The sequence below is a fragment of the Bhargavaea ullalensis genome (assembly GCF_042432615.1).
In the GTDB taxonomy this organism is placed as follows: domain Bacteria; phylum Bacillota; class Bacilli; order Bacillales_A; family Planococcaceae; genus Bhargavaea; species Bhargavaea ullalensis.
On sequence record NZ_JBHLWY010000018.1, the window covers coordinates 131,287 to 154,936 of the forward strand.

The following is a 23,650-nucleotide window of genomic DNA, read 5'->3' on the forward strand; positions in this document are numbered from 1 at the left end:
AAAAATGACATCCCGGCGAACGGACTTATCGGCATTGCCTCCCTAATTATGGATAACAAAAAGCCGATCCCCCGCAGGAGACCGACCCATTTATTTCACAAGCTTCTCAATCTCTTCCCTTGCCGGCAAAGCCGGGATGCCGCCCCGCTTCGTTACGGCGAGCGCGCCTGCTGCGTTGGCGAACCGGAGCAGTCCGGTGAGTTGTCCGGGTCCAAAAACACTTTCGGCCGAGCCCGACTCTGCAACCTGATGAAGGAACGCACCCCAAAACGCATCCCCCGCACCGGTCGTGTCCACGGCCTTCACTTGGAAACCGGGCACTTCCGCCAGCCTCCCGTCCGAATAAAACGCACTGCCCCGGGCGCCCCTCGTGAGGACGATCACCGGGACCCCGTATTCTTCCTTCAGCCTGGCGCAGGCCGCTTCCTCATCTTCTTCATCCATGAGCCACGCCAGTTCCTCTTCCGCCACTTTCAGGTATGTGACGGAAGGGAGGATGCCCCTGATGTCGCGCAGCAGCTTTTCCCCGTCTTCAATCAGGCTTTCCCGGAGGTTCGGGTCAAATGAAACAACCTTTCCCGCTTTTGAAGCCCGCCGCAGGGCAGAAAGCGTCGCACCGCACGCCGGCTCCTTCGTCATCGACACGGAGCCGGCATGCACGATGTCTGCCGACGCGATCATCGCATCAGAAATATCCGGTTCTTCAAGCAGGGCGTCCGCGCCGGGCTTGCGGTAAAAACTGAACGACCGGTCCCCGTCTCCTGCAAGATGAACGAAGGCGAGCGTCGTATTGGCCTCCTCCGTCACCCGGATGCCCGACGCATCCACTCCGGCTTTTTGCAGCGTCCGGATAAGCGAATGGCCGAATGCATCCGCCCCCACTTTTGCGGCCAGCGCGGCATTCCCGCCGAGCTTCGCGATCATCGCCGCCACATTCGCCGGCGCGCCGCCCGCATTTTGCTCAAACAACGGGTCCCCTTTGTCCGAAATCCCGTAAGGCGTAAAGTCGATCAGCACTTCTCCGACCGAAAGAACGTTGCCCATCTCCTGCCTCCTTTACCTGTCTTGCATCAGCCGGTCAAATATGTGTTTTGCCTGTTTGCGGCCGTCCTCGATGCAAAGCCCGATACCGACTCCGTGGAAAGAGGCACCCGCAGCCCGTACGGCCGGCCAGTTCTCCGAGAGCATTTCTTCCAGCTCTTCGACGGCCGACCTATGTCCCAGGCCGTATTTCGGCATCAGGCCGAACCACGGCGTCACTTCGACGGCGGCCGGCTCCGCATGGATGCGGAGACTTTCTTCAAGATCCGCCCGGGCGAGCGAGACGAGCGCTTCCCGGTCCATTTCCTTGATCTTCCCGAACGCCGGGTTCGAATTTTTGTAGAACAGCCGTACGAGCAGACGGCCCTCCGGCGAAGTGTGTGCCCATTTGCGGCTCGTCCATGTGCAGGCATCACAGACCACGCCGCTGTTTCCGGTTGTGATGAAGCCCGTCCCGTCCGCCGGCAGATCGGAGTCCGGCAGGTCATAGCCGAGATACATCGTCAGGATCGACGCGTTCTGGAACTTGCCGAACAAGTCATCCGGCGCCTTCTCCCCGAGCAGCGCCCGGATCGCGCCGTCCGGGATCGCCAGAATGACGGCGTCCGCGCGCAGCGTGCCCCGGCCGGCGACGTCGAGTTCATATCCGCCGCCGGTTTTGCGGAGCCGTTGCGCAGCGGTCCCCTTCATCACTTCCACATCCGGCATCGCCTCTTCAAGCGCGTCCACGAGCACCGAAAGCCCCCCGTCGAATGAGAGAAACTTCTTGTTCGCCTGAGATTCGAATTTCGCCCGGTTGGCACCGAGTCCTTTGATGATACTCCCGTATTCGTTTTTATATTCGAGCAGGTAAGGAAGCGTCGAGCCGAGCGTCAGCGAATCGATCGAACCGGAGTAAACGCCCGACAGCACCGGAGCAATCTGGCGCTCGACGAGTTCATCGCCGAGGAACGCCCGGAGGAACGCACCGACCGGGCTGTCCAGGGTGAAGTCATGTGAAGCAGGCTCAAAATCCTTCAGGGCGGCCCGCTTTCCTTCTTCTGAAACGAGTGTCGTGTTCATGAGCGATTCCTCGCTCATCGGGATGCCGAACACGGCGTCCGCCGGGATGGCATGCAGTTCGCCGTCCCAGTAAAGATAGGAGATGCCGGTCGCGTTGTGGACGACCCGTTCCCCAAGGCCGAGCTCCCCGATGAGCGTCCGGATCCCCTCGTGGCGGGCGACGATCGAGTCTGCCCCCGTTTCCATGATGAATCCGTCTTCGTGAAGGGTGCGCAGCTTGCCTCCAAGCCGATCTTCCGACTCGATCAGCGTCACGCCTATTTGTTCTCCCGATTCCTCCGCGAGGCACTGCAGCCGGTGTGCCGCCGACAGTCCCGTGATGCCTCCGCCGATCACCAAAATCTTTTTCATACAAATCCGCTCCTTTGACCGCTTGCTTCTGATGCCAGTGTACACCGTTTTTCGCCCGGTGCGCGAGAAAGAACCTGAACGTTTGGCAAACGTTTGGGCCTCGATCCACAATGTCTTTCCAGCAGCGCCGATTCACGCTGCCTGATGAGGAACCTTCCGCCGCCCGATGTTTAAACGTATGTTTTTAATCGAAATATAAATTCCGTTCGCCTCTTCCCCTAACCAAAGCCCTTACTACCCATTTATTTCATTGCACCGTTCGGTTTTTGCGTGATAAACTGAACACATCATCAATAACTTCCCATATAGGCCCGATAATCCGGTTCGGGTGTTTCTACGGCGAAGCCTTAACTTTGCCACTATGGGTGCATGCATGCGGCTGCGAGGCCGCTGTTTCTGATGCGCCCTCCCCGCCGGAGCGGTGCTTTTTTCTTTTGGGTAAAAGGAGTGCATAATGGATATTTGGAAAGACCTGCTTGCCGCCCTCAGCGGTGTGCTGAATGCCCTGCCCCAGGGACTGCTCGCCATGACGTTCGGCTTCGCTTCGATTCCGACCGCGCTCGCCTTCATCGTCGGCGCGGCCGGCAATGCGGCGACGAGCAACGTGGCGGTCATTTCGTACCAGGCGGAGACGATTACGCTCGCCGGGACGATGGGCCGCAATATGCGCGAACGCCTGTCGATGATCTTTTTCGGTGCCGCCATACTCGCCGTCATCGGGCTGTTCGGCGTCCTGGAAGGAATCATCGACTGGATCGGCCCGGTCGTCACAAGCGGCATGATGGCCGGCGTCGGCATCATGCTGTCGAAGGTCGCCTGGAACATGGCACGCGCCGACCGGCTCATCGGCATCGTATCGATGGCGAGTGCATTCATCACCTACATCGCGACTTCCGATCTCGTGTATACCATCACCGTTTCGGTCATTCTCTCCAGCATCGCCTATGCGTTCGCCAAAAAAGGCGGCACGAAATCACAGCCGGTTCCTTCGCTCAAAGAAGGCTTCATCCGGCAAAAACTCATCATCAATCCGTCCGTGGTGCGTGGCGCCCTCGCCCTCGTCTGCCTGAACATCGGTGCGAACATTGCCTTCGGGAAGATCAACGGGGAAATCGCAGGCGCCCATGTGAACGTCGACACCATCACCGTCATCTCCTCGCTTGCCGACATGGCTTCTTCCTTCTTTGGCGGCGCGCCGGTTGAGATCGTCATCTCGGCGACGGCGAGCGCCCCTCACGCGGTGCTGTCCGGCATCCTCATGATGGTGCTCATGGCGATCATCCTCGTCACCGGCCTGCTTCCGAAAATCGGAAAGTTCGTCCCGAGTGCATCGATCGCCGGCTTCCTGTTCGTGCTCGGCGCATTTGTCACGCTGCCCGGAAATGCCATCGCTTCTCTGACGGGAGAAGGAGCCGGATCAGGAGTGACCGGCGCGGTCACGATGATGGTCACCGCGCTCACCGATCCGTTCTTCGGCATGCTGGCGGGCGTCATCACCGATTTCCTGCTTGGCCTGTTCGGTGCAGCCTGATCCCATCGCTGCCTGATAGATAGAAAGGAATGAGTCCAATGAGAGAAACGTATCTGCTCAAAATCGGGAATGTCATCCGCGAACTTCCCCTTATCCAAGTGTCCGATAACCTGAAAATTGCCAGTTTCGTCATTCTCGGCGACACGGAAATCGTGACAGACGCCGCGTCGATCATCGCCGGCAAACTGCCCGAAGCCGACTTCCTCGTCACGGCGGAGGCGAAAGGCATCCCATTCGTCCATGAAGTAGCGAAAAACCTCGGCATGCCGCGTTATATCGTGGCACGCAAAAGCGTCAAAGCCTATATGGAACGGCCGCTGGAGAAGACGGTCCGCTCCATCACCACACAGGCGGAACAGACCCTCATCCTCGATGGACCCGACGCGGAAGCCCTCAAAGGAAAACGGGTTGTCCTGATCGATGATGTCGTCAGCACCGGAGAATCCCTCCGGGCACTCGAAGAACTCGTCAACGATGCGGGTGCAGAAGTCGTCGGCCGTGCCGCCATCCTCGCAGAAGGCGAAGCCGGCGACCGAAATGACCTCATCTTTCTTGGAAAGCTCCCCCTGTTCCCGATTGATCGTTGAGTTGAAGTAATGCGAAAGCGGCTCCGGCAAAAACTTGCCGGAACCGCTTTTTTCTTTTCAATGAAGCAGCCGCCAAAGGTAAAACGTCGCATACGCCCGCCAGCCTGTCCACGGCTCCGCGAATGTCTCGACTTCCGGAAGTGTCGGCTTCCGGTCCATCCCGGCGGCGAGCTTCAGCGCATTGTGCAGCCCGACGTCCGCCGCCGGATAGGCATCCGGCGACCGGAGGCAGCGCATCAGCAAATAGTTCGCCGTCCATGGACCGATTCCCCGGATGTCGGTCAGCTCTTTTTGGATCAGCTTGTCGTCCCTCAATTCGAGAAGCCCTTCTTTCGTCAGCTCCCCGTCCGCAATCAACCGGGCGGTGCCGATGATGTATTCGCTCTTGCGACCGGTGATTTTTAGTTCCCTCAGGACTCCGGGCTCGAGACCCGCGACTTTCGATGCTTCCGGAAAAATCCAGTACGTGCGTCCGCCGGCTTCCACGGCAGTCCCGAATGTCTCGACAAACCGCTTTTTCAGCACATATGCAAATGCGACGGTGATCTGCTGGCCGAGGATCGCCCAGACGAACGTCTCAAACAGATCCGGAATTCCGACAACCCGGAGGCCCCGGTGTTCTCGGACCGCTTCGCGCAGGATCGGATCCCCCTCCCCCAGTTCATAAAACGGCCGGAGATCGCGGTCAAGATCCAGCCAGTCGCGGACGTATCCGGCCACCTTATCCATTCCCGTCTGTCCGGCGGGCCGATAACCGTCCAGAAACCGGACCGCCACCCCGTCAGGATGATCGCTCATGCCGAAAATGACCGGCTCCCCCTCAACTTCCAACGCACGCGTGACCACCCCGTCTTCAACCCGGAACATGCACTCGTCGGCGGAGCGCATGAGGTAAGCCAGGCATTCCGGGAAACTGAAGTCGCCGGGTGCCGGAATCACTAATTGTTCTGCCATGCTCCATCACCTCAATTACCATATTACCGCATACTGTACCAGCTCCATAAGCCCTCCGAATGTGGATATTGCTGAAAATTGGAACGAGGCTCTTGTTGGAAATCTTCTTGAAGACGCACATCTATCTTTCCTGACAATGATGAATGGCTTACTTGAGCTAAAAAAAGAACAGCCCAGAAATACTGAACTGTCCATTGGTAAATCCTTTTTGAAGCTGGACCGCTTAATCTGTCGCTTTTTCAAGCCCCTCGTACGCGACTTCCCCGCGGCAGATCGTCCACTTCACGTTCAGGTCGTCGTCGACGATCGTGATGTCGGCGTCTTTGCCGGGACGGATGCTGCCTTTTCGGTGGAACAGGCCGAGCTGGCGGGCGGGATTGGCGGAGGCCATGTTGATGATGTCGCGCATCGTGATGCCATTCAAGCCGAGCAGGCGGCGGGCGCCTTCGTTCATTTTCAGGATGCTGCCGGCGAGCGTTCCGTCGGCGAGGACGGCCCGGTCATCCGTGACGTGGACAGGCTGGCCGCCGAGTTCGTATTCGCCGGGTGAGAGTCCTTTTGCCCGCATCGAGTCGGTGATGAGCAGGAGACGATCGGGGCCGATGTTGTCGGCGATAAGCTGCAGCATTTCCGCCGACACATGGATGCCGTCGGCGATCAGTTCCGCCTTCAGTTCGCCAAGCAGGAAGGCCCCGCCGACAACACCGACGTCCCGGTGATGGATGCCGGACATGGCGTTGCACAGATGGGTGACCTGGGAAACGCCTTGGCCGGCGGCTTTTTTCAAGCCGGCAAATCCTGTTCCGGTATGGCCCGCGGACGGGACGACGCCGCCGTCAGTGAGTTCCCGGATGAATTCGCCGGACGGGTCATGCTCCGGCGCCATCGTCACGGTCTTGATCCGGCCGCCGGACAGGTCTTGCCATTTGCAGAACAGTTCCGTGTCCGGTTCGATGATGTATTCTGCCGGCTGGGCGCCCGCCTTCGACTTTTCGACAAACGGGCCTTCCAGGTGGATGCCCACGATCTCTGCGCGTCCGGGGCGGTTCGGATAAGCCGCCACGTTTTCCAGCGCCCGCTCGATCTGTTCGTGCGCTTGTGTGATCGTGGTGGCAAGGAACGCGGTCGTCCCTTCCCCCGGAAGAAAACCGGTCATCTTGTCCAGCGCTTCCTCGGTGGCGTCCATGACGTCCGCACCGTCCGCTCCGTGAATATGGCCGTCGATGAACCCCGGCAGTGCGTTCATCGAGCCGCCGTCAATTTCTTCAATTTCTTCCGGAAGACCGGCCGGCCGGCTGCGGTAGACTCCTGCAATTTTTCCGTCTTGGATGAGGAGCGATCCGCCCGGAATCTCCCCGTCCTCCGCCCAGATGGTCACGTTGCTGATGATCAAGCTGCTCATGTCGTTCATCCTTTCCGCAAATTCCCGTCAATACAGTTTGTCCGAGATGTTCTCCGACACTTCCCTCTTCACGTGTTCCGCCGATTCGTAGTTTTTCATCGTGACGCCGGTGCAGATCAGGTCGATCAAGTACAGCTGCGTCACTTTTGAGACGAGGGAGCCGCTGTTGAGCGGGCTTTCCTTCGCAGATGTCAGAAGGATATAATCGGCGTATTTCGTGAGGGGCGACTTCACATAGTTGGTGATGACGATGATCGTCGCTTCCCGTTCCTTGGCGATGCGGACGGTGTCGACGATGTCTTTCGTCCCGCCCGACAAGCTGATCGCCACGACGACCGACTTTGAATCCAGCGACGTCGCCCGCATCACCTGGAAGTGGGAGTCGGTCACGACCTGCGTATTCTTGCCGATCCTCATGAGCCGGTGTTGCATGTCGAGCCCCGCGATCCCTGAAGAACCGATCCCAAAAATGACAACGTCATCCGAGGCATGGATCGCCCCGATGCTGCCTTCGAGGGCCACCGGATCAATCACTTCATAGGTGTCCTCCAGTGCACGGACCATGTTGTTCCGGATGCGCTCAACATAGGTCTCCTCCTGCTCCTCCTCCGATTCCGCCGCCACTTCACGCGCCAATAAAAACTTGAAATCCTGGAATCCCTTGTAGCCGAGCTTTCGCAGGAACCGGAGGACGGTCGCCTCCGCCACGCCACTCGCATCCGAAAACTCGGTCAGCGAGTGGTAAATCACCTGTTTTGGGTTGTCCAATATATACTGATAGATCTTGTTCTCCGATTTCGTGAAGCTGTGCTTGTGCTGCTCCATGACGATGGACGGCCGGATGCCCGTGGCCGGACTGGTTTTCATTGCAAGCTTCCTCCCCTGTTCGCGAATCGTTCCAGAAACCGTTGCCGTCATGACTCTCCGCCGCTTTCCCGGCCTGCCCAAAAGTGCGCGGCGGCCCCGAGCAGATTGGCTTTATTGCCCTGCTCTGCCGCGCGAACTTCAAGCGACCTTCGATGATTCGGCATGATTTTCCCGTCGAGCGACTCCCGGATCGCCCCGGTGAGCAGATCTCCCTGTTCCGAAATGCCGCCACCGATGATGATCGCTTCTGGATTGAAAATATGGACGAGCGACTGGAGACCCGTCGTCAGGTCGTCGACCCAGCGATTAAACAAGGCCGTCGCCTGTCCGTCGCCGGATCTGACTTGGCCGAAAAATTCACGGAGGCCGGTGTCCGGACCGAATGTTTCCGCAGCGAGACGGGAGAGCGCAGTGCTCGACGCATATTGTTCATAGCAGCCGCGGTTGCCGCACGTGCACGGCTTTCCGCCCGGATACAGGCACAGATGCCCGATTTCACCGGCAGAAAAGCGGGCACCGGTGTAAAGCTTTCCGTCAAGGAACAGCGCACCGCCGATTCCCGTGCCGATTGTGAGGCAGACGAAATCGCGGAGTCCCCGCGCTGCGCCTTTCCAGTGTTCGCCGAGCGCCATACAGTTCACGTCGTTTTCCACCGCCACGGGAAGCCCGGTGTGCCGGCGCACGGTTCCTGTTATGTCCATACCCGTGTAGCCCGGAATATTATCTGTCGCAAACACGACCTCCCCTTTGTGATTGTCGATCTGGCCGGCGGAACTGATCGCCATCCCCTCAATCGGAAACCGCTCCTTCAGTTCATCACCGAGTCCGCACACCTTCCTGATCACTGCGGCTCCGCCTTTTTCCGCCTCGGTCGGCACCGACGCATGAAAAAGCAGCTCGCCTTTTTCGTTCAGGACCCCGTATTTGATCGATGTGCCGCCAATGTCCACAACTCCGATCATCATCTCGCTCACCTCGTTCTCTTCATTATAATCCATCTTTAAAAACAAACGGCCCGGAAAGCCGATGAGGACTTTCCGGGCCGTCCGGCAAACAGGTCTTGCCGGTGGAATCTTCTATGCCTGCATCACTGTGCTCGGAATTCCGCCACCGGCTGGCCGTCTTCGTCCAGCGAAACGAACAACCGCCGGCCGAATGCCGGATTTTCTTCAGGGAAGTCCTCCCGGTAATGGGCACCCCGGCTTTCCCGCCGCTCCGACATTGCAAGCAGAAGAACATCGGACAGCTTCAGGAAATTGCGGGCCCGGACAGCAAGCTTCCTGAGTTCCGGGCGGGAAAACAGAACGCCGGTATCAACGGTTTTTCCGAGCAGCCGGATTTCCTCCCTCGCCGCAGCAAGCCGTTCTTCGCTTCGGACAACGTTGGCGTTGTACCAGAGAACCTCCCGGATGCGCTCAACGGCGTGCCGGGCATGTTCCGCAGCGGTCTCCGCCTGTTCGTCCGTGAACAAGACGGCAGAGCCGAACATGTCGGACAGCCGGGTTTCCGCCGCCTCTTCATCCGTCCGGCCCGGATCCGCTTGCCGGACATAGCGGCCGCAGTCGTCCGCCGCCCGTTTGCCGAACACCATGCAGGCGCCGGTCGAGTTGCCCCCGAGCCGGTTGGCGCCTTCGATGTTGCAGCTGAGCTCGCCGATCACATACAGGCCGTCGACACCCGTCCGGCCTTTGGTGTCGATGAACACGCCGCCGTTGCTGGCATGGGCGAACGGGGCAATCCGGATTTCATCCTTTGCCAGATCGATGCCCCGCTCCTTGAGCCAGTCCAGATAAACGGTGTAAAACTCTTCTTCATTTTCATAGATCGCCGGATCGTACTGCAGGCGGAACCCGTCCTCGTTGCCCGTTTCAATGATCCGTCTCATCATCGCGATGTCGAAGTGTTTTGACGGCAGCGAATGGGTGAATGGCCCGTGGGTGCTCCGGATGTCGAGGCATTCCCGCTTCGTTAAGTCCATCGGCAGTTCGGGATCGAGCAGGCTCTTTCCGTCCGGTCCGATGATGTCTTGACAATAAGTGAGCGTATGCTCCCCGAACAGTGTCTTGTATTTCGGACTCGTGATGCCCGGGATGAACTGGATGAATTCCATGTTCACAAGCTCGGCGCCCGCTTCCAGCGCCAGAATATGGCCGGATCCGTCGACGTCGTTCGGATTGAGGTTGTGCTTATAGATCGAGCCGAATCCGCCGGTCGCAAGGATGGCCGCCTTGCAGCGGACCAGTACAAGCTCGTTGTCCGGATCAAGCAGGACCACTCCGGCGACCCGCCCTGAGTCTTCCAGCACGGTGAGGACGATCGTCCGCTCCATCACCCGGAGATTGTCGAATTCCGAGAAGATTCCCCGGACATTGCCGCGGATTTTATCCCAGTCGCTGAGAAGGTAGATATCACGTGCGTTCGGAGCGAAGCAGGCTTTCCGCTCTCCGTGGAGCTTCTTCGCATCCACGCCGATTTCCGGATATTCCTTCACCCGGTCCGGAATTTCCCGGACGTACATTTCGGCGAGGTCCCGGCGGTGCATGCCCCGGCTCAATTGTTCAATGTCACCGAGGAACACCTGCTCATCCGCGCGGTCTTTCGTCACTTGGGTGCCGAGCGACGCCTTGAGCGGAAAGAAGCTCGATCCGGACGCGACTTTCGTCTTCGTGACAAGCAGGACCTTGTGCCCTTCTTCCGCCAGTTCCTTGGCAGACTTGATGCCGGCCAGCCCGCTGCCCGCGATGAGGACGTCGGTTTCGATTATCCGCTGGATGTTCATTTCATTCACCTTCTAAATTTACGCTTTGACTTTATCGTAGTAAGTCAGTTCTTCCTCTTGCGCCTTGCTTTTTTGCTTGAAAAGAAGACTGAAGCCATACCCGAAGATCAGCGAAGCGAACAGGTTGATGATGGAATAGGCCCAAAGCGAAATATCCGTGAAGTAGGAAATGTAGATCGCCAGCACCGTGGTGGCAGCAAATCCGAGCAGGGCGCCTTTCGCATTGGCTCTTTTCGTCATGACGCCAAGCGTGAAAGTCCCCCCGATGATCCCGAGTGCCAAGCCCATCAGCCCGTTGAACCATTCATAGGCGGAGCTGACGTCCGAGTAGGCGAGCACGATGGCAAATGCGATCGAGAACACGCCGACAAGCGCAGAAACGACACGAGCAATTTTTGTGCTTTTTTCGTCGCTCATCCCCGGCTTGATGACACTTTGGATGTCAAGCGTCCAGCTGGTTGCCACACTGTTGAGACCCGTCGATAAAGTCGACTGGCCCGCTGCAAACAATCCGGCAATCAACAGCCCGGAAATCCCGACAGGCAGTTCACTGACGATGTAGTTGGCGAAAATCAGGTCGCCCTTGCCCTCCGGCATCGCACCGCCCTGCTGTGAATAGAACGTAAAGAGCGAAGTCCCGATGAAGAAGAACAGAGTGGCCGTGCCAAGAGACAGCAATCCGTTCATGAACGTCATTTTGTTCATTTCCTTCGGATCATCCGTTGTCAGGTAACGCTGGACCATGTCCTGGCTTGAAATATAAGAGAACGCCGTCGACAGCCCGGCTCCGACGATCAGAAGCAGGATGCTGTTATTGACGAAGTTCGGGTCAAACACCGGCATGTCCGTGAAGAACTTCCCGTTGTCGGTACCGGTGCGCACCACTTCTCCGATGCCCCCGTCGATGGAGAACAGCAGGAAGATCAGGGCAAAGATGCCGCCGCCGATCAGCACAACCCCCTGGATGAAGTCCGTCCACAGCACAGATTTGATGCCGCCAAAAGCGGAGTAAATCGTAGCGATCACACCCATGAAGAGAATGATCAGCACGGTATTGATGCCCGTGACCGCGCTGAGTGCGATGGCCGGCAGGTACATGATGATCGACATGCGGCCGATCTGGTACACGATAAAGAGAATGCTGCCGATCATCCGCATTTTCACATCGAACCGGCGCTCCAAATACTCATAAGCCGTGTCCAGATTCAGCTTCCGGTAGACCGGAAGGAAGAAGTAGATCGCGACCGGTACGGCAATGAACAGGCCGAGCTGGGCGAACCAAAGCTCCCACGATCCGAGATACGAGTTCCCGGCGAGCGACAGAAATGAAATCGGGCTGAGCAGTGTTGCAAACAAACTGACGGACGTGACCCACCACGGGATCGAGCCGTCCCCCTTGAAAAATTCCTTCCCGCGCATTTCCTTTTTCGCAACGGCGATGCCGACATACAGGATAAACAGCAGGTAGGCGAACAAGATGACGTAGTCGATGACTGCAAACTTACCGTCCAATGTGATTCCCCCCTTTGGAGTTAATTTAATGGAACGAGGCCTTCCCCGAGACTGCAGGGCAGCATGTGTTCTTGAATGGATGGTGCGCTAGGTCTGATTTTGCGGAACGTTATCTTTATCCGATGGAACGTTATCTTTATCTGGCGGAACGTTATCTTTATCCGACGAAGCGTTATCTTTATCGGGTTAAACGTTATCTTTATCCCGCCGGAGCGTCAAAGATACGTCTTGGCGATTTCCTGTGCTTTTTTCACACGGTCTGCGTCGAGGTTTTTCATCGGTTTCTTGCAGAGACCGGCGTCGACGCCGCGGGATTTCAGGATTTCCTTGATCGTCTGGTACAAGCCGTTGGCGAGGATGTCGGCGATCAGGTCGTTCGTCACTTTCTGGATTTCACGAGCTTCCTTGATCCGTCCTTCCTGCGCAAGTTCGAAGATCTGCTTCGCACGGCGGCCATTCACGTTGAATGTGCTGCCGATTGCGCCGTCCACATCGAGCACGGCTGCGGAGAGGAGCATTTCGTCAAAGCCGGAGAAGATGAGCTTGTCCGGGAACGCATGGCGGATCCGCTCAAGCAGGAAGAAGTCCGGTGCAGTGAATTTCACGCCGATGATCTTTTCATTTTCAAACAGCTCGGCGAACTGGCCGAGGCTCATCGAAACGCCCGTAAGTGCAGGAATCGAATAGATGATCATCTTGTTGTCGACTTGTTCGAGGATCGTGTTGTAGTAATCGCGGACCTCGTCGAAATCAAAACGGTAATAGAACGGTGTGACTGCGGAAACGGCGTCGTAGCCGAGCTCTGTGGCAAAACGGCCGAGCTCGATCGCTTCGTCGATGTCGAGTGCGCCGATCTGGGCGATCAGCTTCACGTCGTTTTTCGCTTCATCTTTGACGATCTCAAAGACTTTTTTCTTCTGGTCAGCCGACATGAGGAAGTTTTCGCCGGAGCTGCCGTTCACATAAAGTCCGTCGACTTGCTGGACGTCGATATTGTGGCGGACGATCTCCCGGAGACCCGCTTCGTTGACCTTGCCTTTTTCATCAAATGAACAGATGAGCGCTGTGTAAATGCCGTTCATGATTACACCTTCCATTCCAGTAATAGTTTTTGACCGAATTCAGTTCTGAGCGCCGATCGCATCGGCGAATTTCTTCGTGATGAGCTGGGGACGAGTGATCGCGCTGCCGACGACCACGGCGTGGGCACCGATGGACAGGGCCTGCGCCGCTTTTTCCGGCGTGTCCAGATTGCCTTCTGCGATGACGGGCACAGAAACCCTCTCCACGACTTCACGGAGCACATCAAGCGGAACCGCGCCCTCCGAGTAAGGCGTATAGCCGGCGAGCGTCGTGGCGACGATGTCCACACCCGCTTCTGCAGCCATCACCGCCTCGTCTGCGGTCGACGTATCCGCCATAAACAGCTGACCCGGAAACGCCGCTTTCACTTCCCGGAAAAACTCAGAGAATTCCTTCCCTCCCGGACGGACGCGGTCGGTCGCGTCAAACGCGATGATGTCGGCGCCTTCTTCATGCAGCGCGCGCACTTCTTCGAGCGTCGGCGTGATGAACACCGGGCTGTCCGGGTAATCCTTTTTAATGATGGCGATGATCGGCAGGTCGACTTCTTGCTTGATCGCCCGGATGTCATTCACCGTGTTGGCACGGATTCCGGCGGCACCGCCCATTTTCGCGGCAAGCGCCATTTTGCCCATGATGTAGGAATCATGAAGCGGCTCATCCTCGAGCGCCTGGCACGAGACGACAAGCGAGCGGCGGATCTTATCCAAAACGTCCATGTTTCGACTCCATCTCCTGACTGGCTAAAATATCGCGGCGTGGCCGTAGTATGCCACGCGCGATAGAAATGTTGTGAACAAAGAGAAAACGATTTCACGTTCAAAATATAACACGTTGATAATTCAGTGTCAAAATCAGAACGAAAATTGACACCCGCCAATCATACCCTTGTCCCAGACGCAAAAAGAGACCGGCTCCAAAAGGAACCGGTCTTCCGAAATAATTTGAATTCATCCCCATCCGCCTGTCAGCCTTTTGTCAGAACCGTTCCGGCTGCACTCCGCCCGAGAACCGAGCGGAGCCAGTGGACGAGCACTGCGCCGATGAGGGCGAATCCGAGATAGCCCGTGATCGGATAAAGCGTGCCGACCAGGCTGACGAAGCCGATGAAGCTCAGGCCGAACCCGGCGATGCCGACGCCGACGACAGCTCCCTTGAAGCGGGCTGTCCCCGGTTCCGTCACCCGTGCGGTGAACGAATAAAGCATGCCGACCGCGGTGTTGTAGATCATGCCAAGCAGGACGAACGCCATCACGTAAGACAGCACCGGGGAAATCTGCGATGCAAGTGCAAGCGTCGGCATTTGCGCACCGGCCGTGATGTCGATCTTCGCCAGCATTGCCACATTCAGCAGAAGGATGAGCAAACCGAGGATCGTCCCCCCGATCGCCCCGCCCATCGCGGCGACTTTCGGATTTTTCTCCGTCCCCCCCATGACGAAGAGCATCGACGCACTGCAGGCGATATTAAACGAAACATACAGTGCGCCGCTCAAGAGCCAGTTCGGCGCCGCGGAGTCCTGCTGTGCCGCCAGCCGAGGAATTTCCGCAAGCGACAGATCCGCCGTCAGGACTGAGTAGCCTGCAAGGATCACGACGAGCAGGATGAGGAACGGCGTGATGGCACTGATCAGCGAAATGACTTTCTCGACATTGAGCAGAACCGTCAGCACCGCGGCGACCACGAGGAACGCACTGCCGGCTGCCGCCGGAATGCCGAATTGCTCCTCAAACAGGGAACCCGCCCCCGCGAACATGACGACCGCCACCCCGAACAGGAAAAACGTGATGACCAGGTCGACGAACACGCCGAGCGGCCTTCCGCAAATCTTGTAAATGGCCGATTTATGGGAAACCGACTTCATCCGGCTTCCGAGCCCGGCCAGATTCGCGCCGACGAATGCAAACAGCACCGTTGCTACGATCGAACCCGCAATGCCCCAGTAGCCGAAGCTTGTAAAGAACTGCAGGATTTCCTGTCCGGAGGCAAAGCCTGCGCCGATGACCAGCCCGGCGAATGCTGCTCCGATTTTGATGCTGTCTTTCATAAGGCTTTCCCTCCGCTCCAGTGTTTAAATTTTCCGTCAATGGTTGGCTAAAGGAAGCGGTGCCCGAAAGCACCGTTTCCGCCGGTCATGCCTGCTCTGCACCCGAGGTTTCCGGGGTGAACACTTCTTCACTGACCGTATATTTGTCGATCTTCTTCAAATCCGGTTCATAGCCGATGCCATAGCCGGACGGGACGGTGATTTCCCCGTCGACCGCAACGACTTCCGGTTCGATGATGTCTTCTTCCCAGTAGCGGGACGAGCCGGCCGTGTCGCCCGGCAGGACGAAATTCGGCAGTGTCGTGAGCGCCACATTGTGCGCCCGCCCGATGCCCGACTCCAGCATGCCGCCGCACCAAAGCGGAATCCCTTTTTCCATGCAGTAGTCGTGAATTTTCCGCGACTCGGTGAGCCCGCCGACGCGGCCGATCTTCACGTTGATGACTCGGCAGCTGCCGAGTTCCACCGCTTTTTTGACGTCTTCCAGCGAATGGATGCTTTCGTCTAGGCACACAGGCGTCTCGATCGCTTCCTGAAGCTTGGCATGGTCGATGATATCATCGTGTGCGAGCGGCTGCTCAATCATCGTCAGGTTGAACTCATCGAGCTCCTTCAGCAACGGGACATCGTCCAATGTATACGCCGAGTTGGCATCCGCCATGAGCGGCACTTCCGGGAAAGCTTCGCGGACCGCCCGGACAATCTCTACATCCGCGCCCGGTTTGATCTTCATCTTGATGCGCTTGTACCCTTCTTCGATGAAGCCGCGGACCGTCTCGACCATCGCTTCCGCACTGTCTTGCACGCCGATCGAAATACCGACGTCGATCTTGTCTTTCGTGCCGCCGAGCGCTTCGGCGAGCGTCATTTTCTCCCGCTTGGCGTACAGGTCCCAGACCGCCCCTTCGATCGCCGACTTCGCCATATTGTTGCGGCGGATGCCGGCGAAGATCTCGCTCACTTCATCGGGGTGGCTGATGTCTTTTCCGAGCAGCAGCGGGCTCAGCACGTCACGGATCATATGGGCGTTCGTCTCGACCGTCTCCTCTGCATACCACGGATGCGAGAATGCGACCGACTCCCCCCATCCCGAGTTGCCTTCTTCATCCCGCACTTCCACAAGCAGGAACGGTTTATCCTGCATCGTGCCGAAGCTTGTGGTGAACGGATTTTTCATCCGCATTTCCATATGACGCATCCGGATTTCCTGAATTTTCATTAATGATCTCTCCTTTAGAATAACCGACAAGAAACAATACTTAGCCGAGCGGCACTTCATCCTTGACCCTCAGCACATACTCATTCACTTTCTCGTCCCTTCGTTCCACATCTTCCAGCACATATCCGTTCTCAAACGCCCGAAGGAACAACTCGCGCGTTTTCAACCGCCAGTCGAGGGCAAGCGGCGCATCGCTTTTCTTCAGCTCCTGGAACCGGGCCGGCACGGGAACCGAGAAGGCGCGGCTTTCAGGCAAGACGAGCCGGTCCGCCTCCAGCACCGGAAGCCCCGCCCCCGTCAGATTAATCTCAAACGGACGTGCCGGTTCTGCGGGTTCCGCCCGGAGGCCGTCCGTGACGCGCTGTCCGCGGACCCACCAGTCGACTTCAAACCGGTCCGTCGGCAGCCCGGCGTTGAGTTCGTCGGTCATTTCGCCGTAGCAGTTCTCGATGTAGGTCCCGACGACGCCGCCGAGCTTGCGGATGTTGAGGTAGGCATTGCGGCTTTCAAGCGGATCGAACGTCCACCGCACGAGGTCGTAGCCGAGGTTACGCGCAATGGACGCCTGCACCCGCTTCATATCCGCGCCGAGTCCCGAATGCCGATATTCCGGCAAAATGCCGAGCATATGGGAGCAAAGATAAGCGCGATTCCCGTCAAATCCGGCAAAGCTGTACTGGAAACCGACGGCCCGGTCCCTGTCGAATGCACCGAGGAGGATGCCGCCGTTTTTGACGGCGGTATAAAGCTGATGGACCGGCGTCGCGTCCATGCCCCAGACCGCCTTTTCCAGCACCGCCACCTGGGCCATTTCTTCTTTTGTTGCAAACGGCCGGATCACCGGCTTTCGCTGCGCTTCTTCCATCTGTCCCTCCCCTTTCCGAAACCATTTTCTATGTAATTATGCTTCAAAGCCCTCCAGGAAATAAAACCCGCTGTCGAGTTCACGGACGAGTTCCTGCCGTTTCCGCACTTCGGCCGGATTTTTCACGGCGATGCTTGCAACGAGCGCATTCATGAACGAAAACAGCGGTGCTGCCTTGTCGATCGTCGTCAGACCCGGCGACTGGATGGCAAACACGAGATCGCAGTGTGCCGATACCGGGGCCATCGGCGAATCGGAAATCCCGATGACGAATGCGCCTTTTTTCTTCGCAAGCTCTGTGATCAGCAAAGTTTCCCGCAAATACCGGTGGAAGCTGATGACGACGACGACCGAATGTTCATTGAGCCGGCAAACTTCCTGGACGAGGTCCTCCGCCTGCGGCCTCATGACGCTCACGTCGTCCCGCACGATTCCGAGCATGAGCTTCAGCCAGTTCGCGGCCGGGTAGGAAGCCCTGAGCCCGAGGACCGACACATTTTTCGCCGTCGCCAGCTCACGGACTGCAATTTCCATATCATGCGGATCGATCTGGCGGGCTGTTTCCGAAATCGACTTCAGATCCTGTTCCATCACTTTTTCATACAGCCTGCTTTCTTCTCCGATCGCAAGCTTTTCTTCCTGGTACTGGGAAAAACTCGATTCCGGCAGATAAAGCTCTTCCCGGATCGCCTTCTGCATCGCGGGATAGCCGGTGTACCCCATATTGTAACTGAACCGGATCACCGTCGATTCACTTGTGCCGGTGCGATCCCCCAGTTCCTGCCCCGAGCACACCGCCACTTCATGCGGCCGGCGCATTACATACTCCGCCACTTTCCGCTGTCCCCGCGGAAGCCTGAGCATCTCCCGCTGGATCATCCCCTTCAAGACCATCCGTTCCACCCCGTTCAATTTTATAAAACCATCACTGAATTATGTAAGACGGGCTTTACCGTCCGGCGCGAAATTTCCGTTTGACGGAAATCCTGCAAAGAGCCGGCATGTGTGAAGGAAATCCTTCAAGCAGTTAATACGATATCACCTGAAACACGGTAATGCAATATATTTCTGAATATTTTATTTAAACAAATTGATGAATTCAGCACTGTCAACGGTTTGCAAACGGATTCATGGAACACGGACGCATTGGCACGGGCAGGGTCGGTTGGAAACCGCGCATCTATATAGGAAGAGACTTCCGGATGGCGGATTGAAGAACATGAAAAAAACCGGGGCGAAGGATGCCCCGGCTGTTCTTTGTTCATTCCACCCCGGCGATGTGCCGGATGATCTGGCGGTTGCGTTCTTTGAAGCGTTCGTTGTGCGAGGAAACCATGCCACGCTCATGTGAGTCGGGGTCGATGTATGTCTTTGCCCGGTTGACAGCATTGACTGCATCCTGGAAAGCGCCGACGAGCAGATTCACTTTGCCGGTGTACTTCAGACAGTCGCCGGCGGCAAAGATGCCCGGCTCCGTCGTGTCCGCTGATGCCGTGCCGATGAAGAAGTGGCCGTCTTCCCGCACCGGTTCGGACGCCTCTTCAAACACGAGTTCCGAGTCCATTTCAAACCCGTGGCTTACAAGCACCGAATCGACGGCAAGCCGGAATTCCTCGCCGGTTGCGGAATCCCGCAGTTCCACGCATTCGATCCTCTCCTTGGACCCGTCTGAGATGAGCCGGTGGATCGCAGCGTTCAACACGACCCTGGCGCCGCCTTCACGCACTTTCTCCACTTGAGCTTCGTGGGCACAGAAATTCTCGCGCCGGTGGACAAGGATGACTTCCTTCGCGATCCCGAGAAATTCGGCTGCCCAGTCGACCGCCGCATCGCCTCCTCCGGAAATGAGGACGGTCTGGCCGCGGAACTGCGCGATGGACGGAACGGTATAAAACAAGTTGTCCATCTCCGCCGCGGCTGCGCCCGACAGCTTCAGTTTCTGCGGCGTGACGATGCCGCCGCCGTTTGCCATGATGATCGAACGCGAAGGATAAGTCACGCCGTCCGACGCCTCGATGAGAAACAGACCGTCCCCGTCGCGCCGGATACGGGTCACTTTCCTGCCGGTGAGCAGCTCGGGGCCGAACGTCTCCGCCTGCGCGATGAGCTGCTCTGCAAATACCCCGCCCTGAACCGGCGGCTGGCCGCCTGCATCCCAGATCATCTTTTCCTTGAACAGACACACTTTGCCGCCCAGTTCTTCCCTCGCCTCGATCAGCCGGACATCCATTCCGCGAAGCCCGCTGTAAAAGGCACTGTACAGCCCGGCCGGCCCGCCGCCGATGATCGTCACATCTTTCACGGTCGCCTTGTGCATTCCGATTCCTCCTTCGCTTCAGAAAACGTTTGACATGCGTCTTGTTTCGCTCTATCATTTGAAATTGAAAATCATTCTCACTGAGAACCAATATCAATTACTATACCACGGTTCGCATTCGAAGGAAAGGAGCAACCTGTATGCAACTGCTCGCAGAAGATGTCCGGGTCGGGTACGATTCCGCCGTCATCGTCGACGGCATGAATATTTCATTCCCCGCCGGCAAGATCACGACAATCATCGGATCAAACGGCTGCGGAAAGTCCACGCTGCTGAAGGCGCTCACCCGGATCATCCCCCACCAGGGCGGTTCCGTGACACTCGACGGCCTGGACATCCGCTCCATGGAGACGAAGGCGCTTGCCCGCAAGATGGCCATCCTTCCCCAGACGCCGGAAAGTGCGGGCGGACTGCTCGTTGAAGAACTCGTTGCCTACGGCCGTTTCCCCCACCAGAAAGGCTTCGGCCGGCTTTCCAAAGAAGACCGGCGGATGATCGACTGGGCGCTTGAAGTCACGCGCACCGCCGAATTCCGGGACCGGCCCGTCGATGCCCTTTCCGGCGGCCAGCGCCAGCGCGTCTGGATCGCCATGGCGCTCGCTCAGGACACCGGCATCATTTTCCTGGATGAGCCGACGACTTATCTGGATATGGCGCATCAGCTGGAGATTCTGGAGTTGCTGCAGGAGCTGAACCGCAAGGAAGAACGCACGATCGTCATGGTCCTTCATGACCTGAACCAGGCCGCCAGGTTTTCCGATCACCTGATCGCCCTGTCGCAGGGGCGTCTCGTCAAGGCGGGCACCCCGGAGGACGTGCTCGTTCCGGACGTCCTCAAAGAAGTGTTCAACATCGACGCCGTCATCGCCCGGGACCCCCGGACCCACGCACCGCTCTGCATCACCTATGACCTGATCAAAGGAGACCAACCCACATGAAGAAAACACTGCTGCTCGCCATCGCCCTGATCACCGCCATCGCGCTTGCCGCCTGCGGTTCCAAATCCGGCAACACGTCCGGTGACAAAGAACAAGCAGGCAAAGCGGGCCAATCCGCCGAAACCATTACCTATGAATCCGAAACCGGTCCGGTGGAAGTACCGGCAGATCCGCAACGTGTTGTCGTATTGGCCTCTTATGCCGGCGATCTGATCAAGCTCGGCGTCCCGATTGTCGGCGTCGACTCCTGGTCCGCCGACAACCCGAATTTCCAGGACGCGCTGAAGGATGCGGAAGTCGTCACAAATGATGACGTGGAGAAAATCCTGGAACTGGAGCCGGATCTCATCATCGGCCTCAACAATATTGAGAATGCAGACAAGCTGGAGAAAATCGCCCCGACCGTCCTGTTCACGTACGGAAAGAATGACTACCTCCAGCAGCACATCGAAATCGGGAAAGTCGTGAATAAAGAGAAGGAAGCAACTGAATGGGTGGACGGCTTTAAACAGCGCGCCGACGCGGCCGGCAAGAAGATCAAAGAAAAGATCGGCGAAGATGCCACCGTCACCGTTGTCGAGAACTTTGAAAAGCAGTTTTACCTGTTCGGAGACAATTGGGGGCGCGGCACGGAAATCCTTTACCAGGCAATGGGCCTGAAAATGCCGGAAAAAGTGAAGGAAGTTGCGCTTGAACCCGGCTACTTCGCCATCTCCCAGGAAGTGCTCGGCGACTATACGGGCGACTATGTCATCATGAGCCTCGCGGAAGACCAGGACACGTCATTCATGGACGCCGGCTGGTTCAAGGACATCGACGCGGTGAAAAACGGGCGCCTGATCAAAGCCAACGCCAAGAAAGCTTACTTCAACGATGCCTTGACGCTGGACGATCAACTGAAATTCTTTGAAGAGCAATTTCTCGGCGAAAAATAAACCCTCAGCCGGGAATGACAAGTCGGGCGGTCCGGCCGGTATGAACACCGGAGCGGGACCGCCCGTTTTGATTTCAATAGAAAGCGATGGTCTGCCATGTCCCAAAGAAGACTTCTTCCAATTCCGATACAGCTGATCCTCGGCGCCCTGTTGCTGGCGGCCGCATTTGTGCTGGCACTCACACTCGGGGCAGCCGACACCGGCATCCGCGACGTCTGGCTCGCGGTCACTTCAGGCGGCGGCGAGCATGCATCGGTGCTGCGCGAACTCCGCATCCCTCGCGTGACGGCCGCCGTGTTTACCGGCGCGGCGCTGGCCGTCGCGGGTGCCGTCATGCAGGGGGTCACGCGAAATCCGCTCGCCGATCCCGGCCTGCTCGGTCTCACTTCAGGCGCCAACGCGGCACTCGCCCTGTCTCTTGCGCTCATTCCCGGCATCACCCGGGTTGGCATCCTCGCCGCCTGCTTCATCGGCGCGGCTGCCGGCATGGCGATCGTCTTTTCGATTGGTGCTTCGTCCCGGGGCGGCATGTCCGCAATGCGCCTCGTTGTCGCAGGCGCCGCCGTCACGGCATTTCTCCAGGCGGTTGCAGACGGCACCGGCATCGTGTTTCAGATTTCCAAAGACGTTTCGATGTGGACGGCCGGGGGGCTCATGGGGACGACCCCCGATTCACTCATCGTCGTCCCGTTCATCGTCGCCGGCCTCGTCGGAGCGGTGCTCGTGAGCCGCCAACTGACGATTTTAAGCCTCCAGGAAGACGTCGCCGTCGGACTCGGCCAGCGTGTGTTTTTGATCAAAACGATCATGATGGCCATCACCGCACTGCTTGCGGGGGCGGCTGTCGCACTGGTCGGCAACCTCGCGTTCGTCGGGTTGATCATTCCGCATCTCGTTCGCGCGGTGGCCGGCGCCGACTACCGGGCAATCATCCCGATAAGCGCGATCATCGGCGCTGTGTTCATGGTGCTGGCCGATCTTGCCGGCCGTCTTGTCAATGCGCCGTTTGAGACGCCGGTCGTCGCCATCACGGCGCTGATCGGACTGCCGTTCTTCCTCATCATCGTCCGCAAAGGGGGGCTCGGGCATGCGTAACCGCACTCAAAAGCACCCGGTCAGGTGGACGGTCATCCTGTCAGGACTGTTTATCATCGCCGTCGTCACTGCGCTGTCAACAGGCGCCGCAGGCTTGACGGTCGACCGGATTCTGCCGGTGCTGTTCGGCCAGGGATCGCCGAAGGAAACATTCGTTCTGTTCGACCTGCGGATGCCGCGCGTCGCCGTGCTGGCACTTGCCGGGGTGGCGCTCTCGGTGTCGGGCTCCCTGCTTCAGACCGTCACCCGCAATGACCTGGCGGATCCCGGCATCATCGGGATCCATTCCGGCGCCGGGATTGCGATCACGGTGTTTTACTTGTTTGCTGGCGGCAACCTGCCTAACTACGCGTTTCTCCTGCCCGCCGTCGGATTTGCAGGAGCGATCGCCACGGCAGCGCTCATCTGGCTGTTTTCGATGGAAAAAGGGAGAGGCATCATGCCGGTCCGCCTCCTGCTGGTCGGGATCGGCTTCGCCTCGGCGCTTTCGGGTGCGATGATGATCCTGATCTCCGGCGCGGAGCGTCAGGACGTGCTCTTCATCGCCGAATGGCTCGCCGGAAGCGTCTGGGGGGCCGATTGGCCGTTCGTCCTCGCCCTGCTGCCGTGGGTCGTGGTGCTTGTGCCGCTCGTTTACTTCCGCTCAAATACGCTGAACGTCCTCGCTCTCGCCGAACCATCGGCGATCGGCCTCGGCGTCCGGCTCGCGCGCACCCGGTTTTTATTGCTGGCTGCAGCTGTCGCGCTTGCAGCGGCCGCCGTCTCGATCACCGGCTACATCGCGTTCATCGGCCTCATGGCGCCGCACATCGCCCGCGCACTCGCCGGACCGCGCCATGAACGGTTCCTGCCGGTCGCGATGCTCATCGGCGCCGTCCTGCTCATCGCCGCCGACACGATCGGCCACGCACTCCCCGCCGGATTCACCGTCCCGGCCGGCATCATCGTCGCCCTCATCGGCGCCCCGTACTTCCTGTATTTGATGCGCCGGGGATAAAGATAACGCTTTTGTCGATAAAGATAACGCTTTGCTTGATAAAGATAACGCTTCGGCAGATAAAGATA

General features: G+C 58.1%; 21 protein-coding genes and 1 riboswitch. Of the genes, 6 read left to right on the forward strand and 15 right to left on the reverse strand.

From position 1 onward, the window contains the following. Positions 1-90: 90 nt before the first annotated feature. Together ACFFIY_RS05010 and hemG are read right to left on the reverse strand one after the other, a co-directional pair. Entirely contained in the window at positions 91-1,044 is a 954-nt protein-coding gene (locus ACFFIY_RS05010; RefSeq protein WP_354195702.1) for a carbohydrate kinase family protein, read from the reverse strand. A gap of 12 nt (positions 1,045-1,056) precedes the next feature. Then, positions 1,057-2,454 (reverse strand): protoporphyrinogen oxidase, encoded by a 1,398-nt coding sequence (gene hemG, locus ACFFIY_RS05015; protein WP_354195700.1) that lies wholly within the window; start codon positions 2,452-2,454, stop codon positions 1,057-1,059. Positions 2,455-2,735: 281 nt separating this feature from the next. Further along, a riboswitch (purine riboswitch) is annotated at positions 2,736-2,836 on the forward strand. A 72-nt stretch (positions 2,837-2,908) separates the two neighbouring features. Here hemG and ACFFIY_RS05020 point away from each other — a divergent pair. After that, positions 2,909-3,985: an NCS2 family permease gene (locus tag ACFFIY_RS05020; RefSeq protein WP_354195698.1), complete on the forward strand. Its 1,077-nt coding sequence runs from the start codon at positions 2,909-2,911 to the stop codon at positions 3,983-3,985. A 38-nt stretch (positions 3,986-4,023) separates the two neighbouring features. Beyond that, positions 4,024-4,572 carry a phosphoribosyltransferase family protein gene (locus tag ACFFIY_RS05025; protein ID WP_354195696.1) on the forward strand — a complete coding sequence of 183 codons (549 nt, stop codon included), beginning with the start codon at positions 4,024-4,026 and terminating at the stop codon, positions 4,570-4,572. A gap of 57 nt (positions 4,573-4,629) precedes the next feature. Here the strand turns inward: ACFFIY_RS05025 and ACFFIY_RS05030 are convergent, their stop codons facing one another. The 13 genes from ACFFIY_RS05030 to ACFFIY_RS05090 all read right to left on the reverse strand — a co-directional run bounded on the left by ACFFIY_RS05030 (position 4,630) and on the right by ACFFIY_RS05090 (position 19,617). Next, positions 4,630-5,526 (reverse strand): DNA-3-methyladenine glycosylase family protein, encoded by an 897-nt coding sequence (locus tag ACFFIY_RS05030; protein WP_354195694.1) that lies wholly within the window; start codon positions 5,524-5,526, stop codon positions 4,630-4,632. 223 nt (positions 5,527-5,749) lie between these two features. Then, positions 5,750-6,928 carry an N-acetylglucosamine-6-phosphate deacetylase gene (gene nagA, locus ACFFIY_RS05035; RefSeq protein ID WP_354195692.1) on the reverse strand — a complete coding sequence of 393 codons (1,179 nt, stop codon included), beginning with the start codon at positions 6,926-6,928 and terminating at the stop codon, positions 5,750-5,752. Positions 6,929-6,955: 27 nt separating this feature from the next. Then, positions 6,956-7,795, reverse strand: coding sequence for a MurR/RpiR family transcriptional regulator (locus tag ACFFIY_RS05040; protein ID WP_354195690.1), 840 nt, complete (start codon positions 7,793-7,795; stop codon positions 6,956-6,958). Between the two features lie 47 nt (positions 7,796-7,842). Continuing rightward, positions 7,843-8,793, reverse strand: a complete 951-nt coding sequence (locus tag ACFFIY_RS05045; RefSeq protein WP_354195688.1) for an ROK family protein — start codon at positions 8,791-8,793, stop codon at positions 7,843-7,845. An 89-nt stretch (positions 8,794-8,882) separates the two neighbouring features. Then, complete coding sequence (locus ACFFIY_RS05050) at positions 8,883-10,574, reverse strand: FAD-binding protein (protein ID WP_354195686.1); 1,692 nt, start codon at positions 10,572-10,574, stop codon at positions 8,883-8,885. Between the two features lie 18 nt (positions 10,575-10,592). Continuing rightward, a complete protein-coding gene (locus ACFFIY_RS05055; protein WP_354195684.1) occupies positions 10,593-12,086 on the reverse strand; it encodes a sodium:solute symporter family protein in 1,494 nt (497 codons plus the stop codon). A gap of 215 nt (positions 12,087-12,301) precedes the next feature. Then, positions 12,302-13,168, reverse strand: a complete 867-nt coding sequence (locus tag ACFFIY_RS05060) for an N-acetylneuraminate lyase (protein WP_354195683.1) — start codon at positions 13,166-13,168, stop codon at positions 12,302-12,304. 39 nt (positions 13,169-13,207) lie between these two features. After that, positions 13,208-13,888: an N-acetylmannosamine-6-phosphate 2-epimerase gene (locus ACFFIY_RS05065; RefSeq protein ID WP_354195681.1), complete on the reverse strand. Its 681-nt coding sequence runs from the start codon at positions 13,886-13,888 to the stop codon at positions 13,208-13,210. 248 nt (positions 13,889-14,136) lie between these two features. Further along, a complete protein-coding gene (locus ACFFIY_RS05070; RefSeq protein WP_354195679.1) occupies positions 14,137-15,216 on the reverse strand; it encodes a YkvI family membrane protein in 1,080 nt (359 codons plus the stop codon). An 85-nt stretch (positions 15,217-15,301) separates the two neighbouring features. Then, the gene (gene menC / locus ACFFIY_RS05075) at positions 15,302-16,435 is read right to left on the reverse strand and encodes an o-succinylbenzoate synthase (RefSeq protein ID WP_354195677.1); all 1,134 of its coding nucleotides are present in this window, start codon (positions 16,433-16,435) and stop codon (positions 15,302-15,304) included. Positions 16,436-16,475: 40 nt separating this feature from the next. After that, entirely contained in the window at positions 16,476-17,300 is an 825-nt protein-coding gene (locus ACFFIY_RS05080; RefSeq protein ID WP_354195675.1) for a GNAT family N-acetyltransferase, read from the reverse strand. Between the two features lie 36 nt (positions 17,301-17,336). Continuing rightward, positions 17,337-18,179 carry a MurR/RpiR family transcriptional regulator gene (locus tag ACFFIY_RS05085; RefSeq protein WP_354195673.1) on the reverse strand — a complete coding sequence of 281 codons (843 nt, stop codon included), beginning with the start codon at positions 18,177-18,179 and terminating at the stop codon, positions 17,337-17,339. A 382-nt stretch (positions 18,180-18,561) separates the two neighbouring features. Then, positions 18,562-19,617 (reverse strand): NAD(P)/FAD-dependent oxidoreductase, encoded by a 1,056-nt coding sequence (locus tag ACFFIY_RS05090; protein ID WP_354195669.1) that lies wholly within the window; start codon positions 19,615-19,617, stop codon positions 18,562-18,564. 140 nt (positions 19,618-19,757) lie between these two features. Here ACFFIY_RS05090 and ACFFIY_RS05095 point away from each other — a divergent pair, with 140 nt between their 5' ends. The 4 genes from ACFFIY_RS05095 (at position 19,758) to ACFFIY_RS05110 (ending at position 23,582) form a co-directional block, all read left to right on the forward strand. Beyond that, the gene (locus ACFFIY_RS05095; protein ID WP_354195667.1) at positions 19,758-20,555 is read left to right on the forward strand and encodes an ABC transporter ATP-binding protein; all 798 of its coding nucleotides are present in this window, start codon (positions 19,758-19,760) and stop codon (positions 20,553-20,555) included. Continuing rightward, the gene (locus ACFFIY_RS05100) at positions 20,552-21,490 is read left to right on the forward strand and encodes an iron-hydroxamate ABC transporter substrate-binding protein (protein WP_354195665.1); all 939 of its coding nucleotides are present in this window, start codon (positions 20,552-20,554) and stop codon (positions 21,488-21,490) included. The genes ACFFIY_RS05095 and ACFFIY_RS05100 overlap by 4 nt, the downstream gene beginning before the upstream one ends. A gap of 96 nt (positions 21,491-21,586) precedes the next feature. Next, positions 21,587-22,585 carry a FecCD family ABC transporter permease gene (locus ACFFIY_RS05105; protein WP_354195663.1) on the forward strand — a complete coding sequence of 333 codons (999 nt, stop codon included), beginning with the start codon at positions 21,587-21,589 and terminating at the stop codon, positions 22,583-22,585. Next, positions 22,578-23,582: a FecCD family ABC transporter permease gene (locus ACFFIY_RS05110; protein WP_354195661.1), complete on the forward strand. Its 1,005-nt coding sequence runs from the start codon at positions 22,578-22,580 to the stop codon at positions 23,580-23,582. The genes ACFFIY_RS05105 and ACFFIY_RS05110 overlap by 8 nt, the downstream gene beginning before the upstream one ends. The last annotated feature ends 68 nt before the right edge of the window (positions 23,583-23,650 follow it).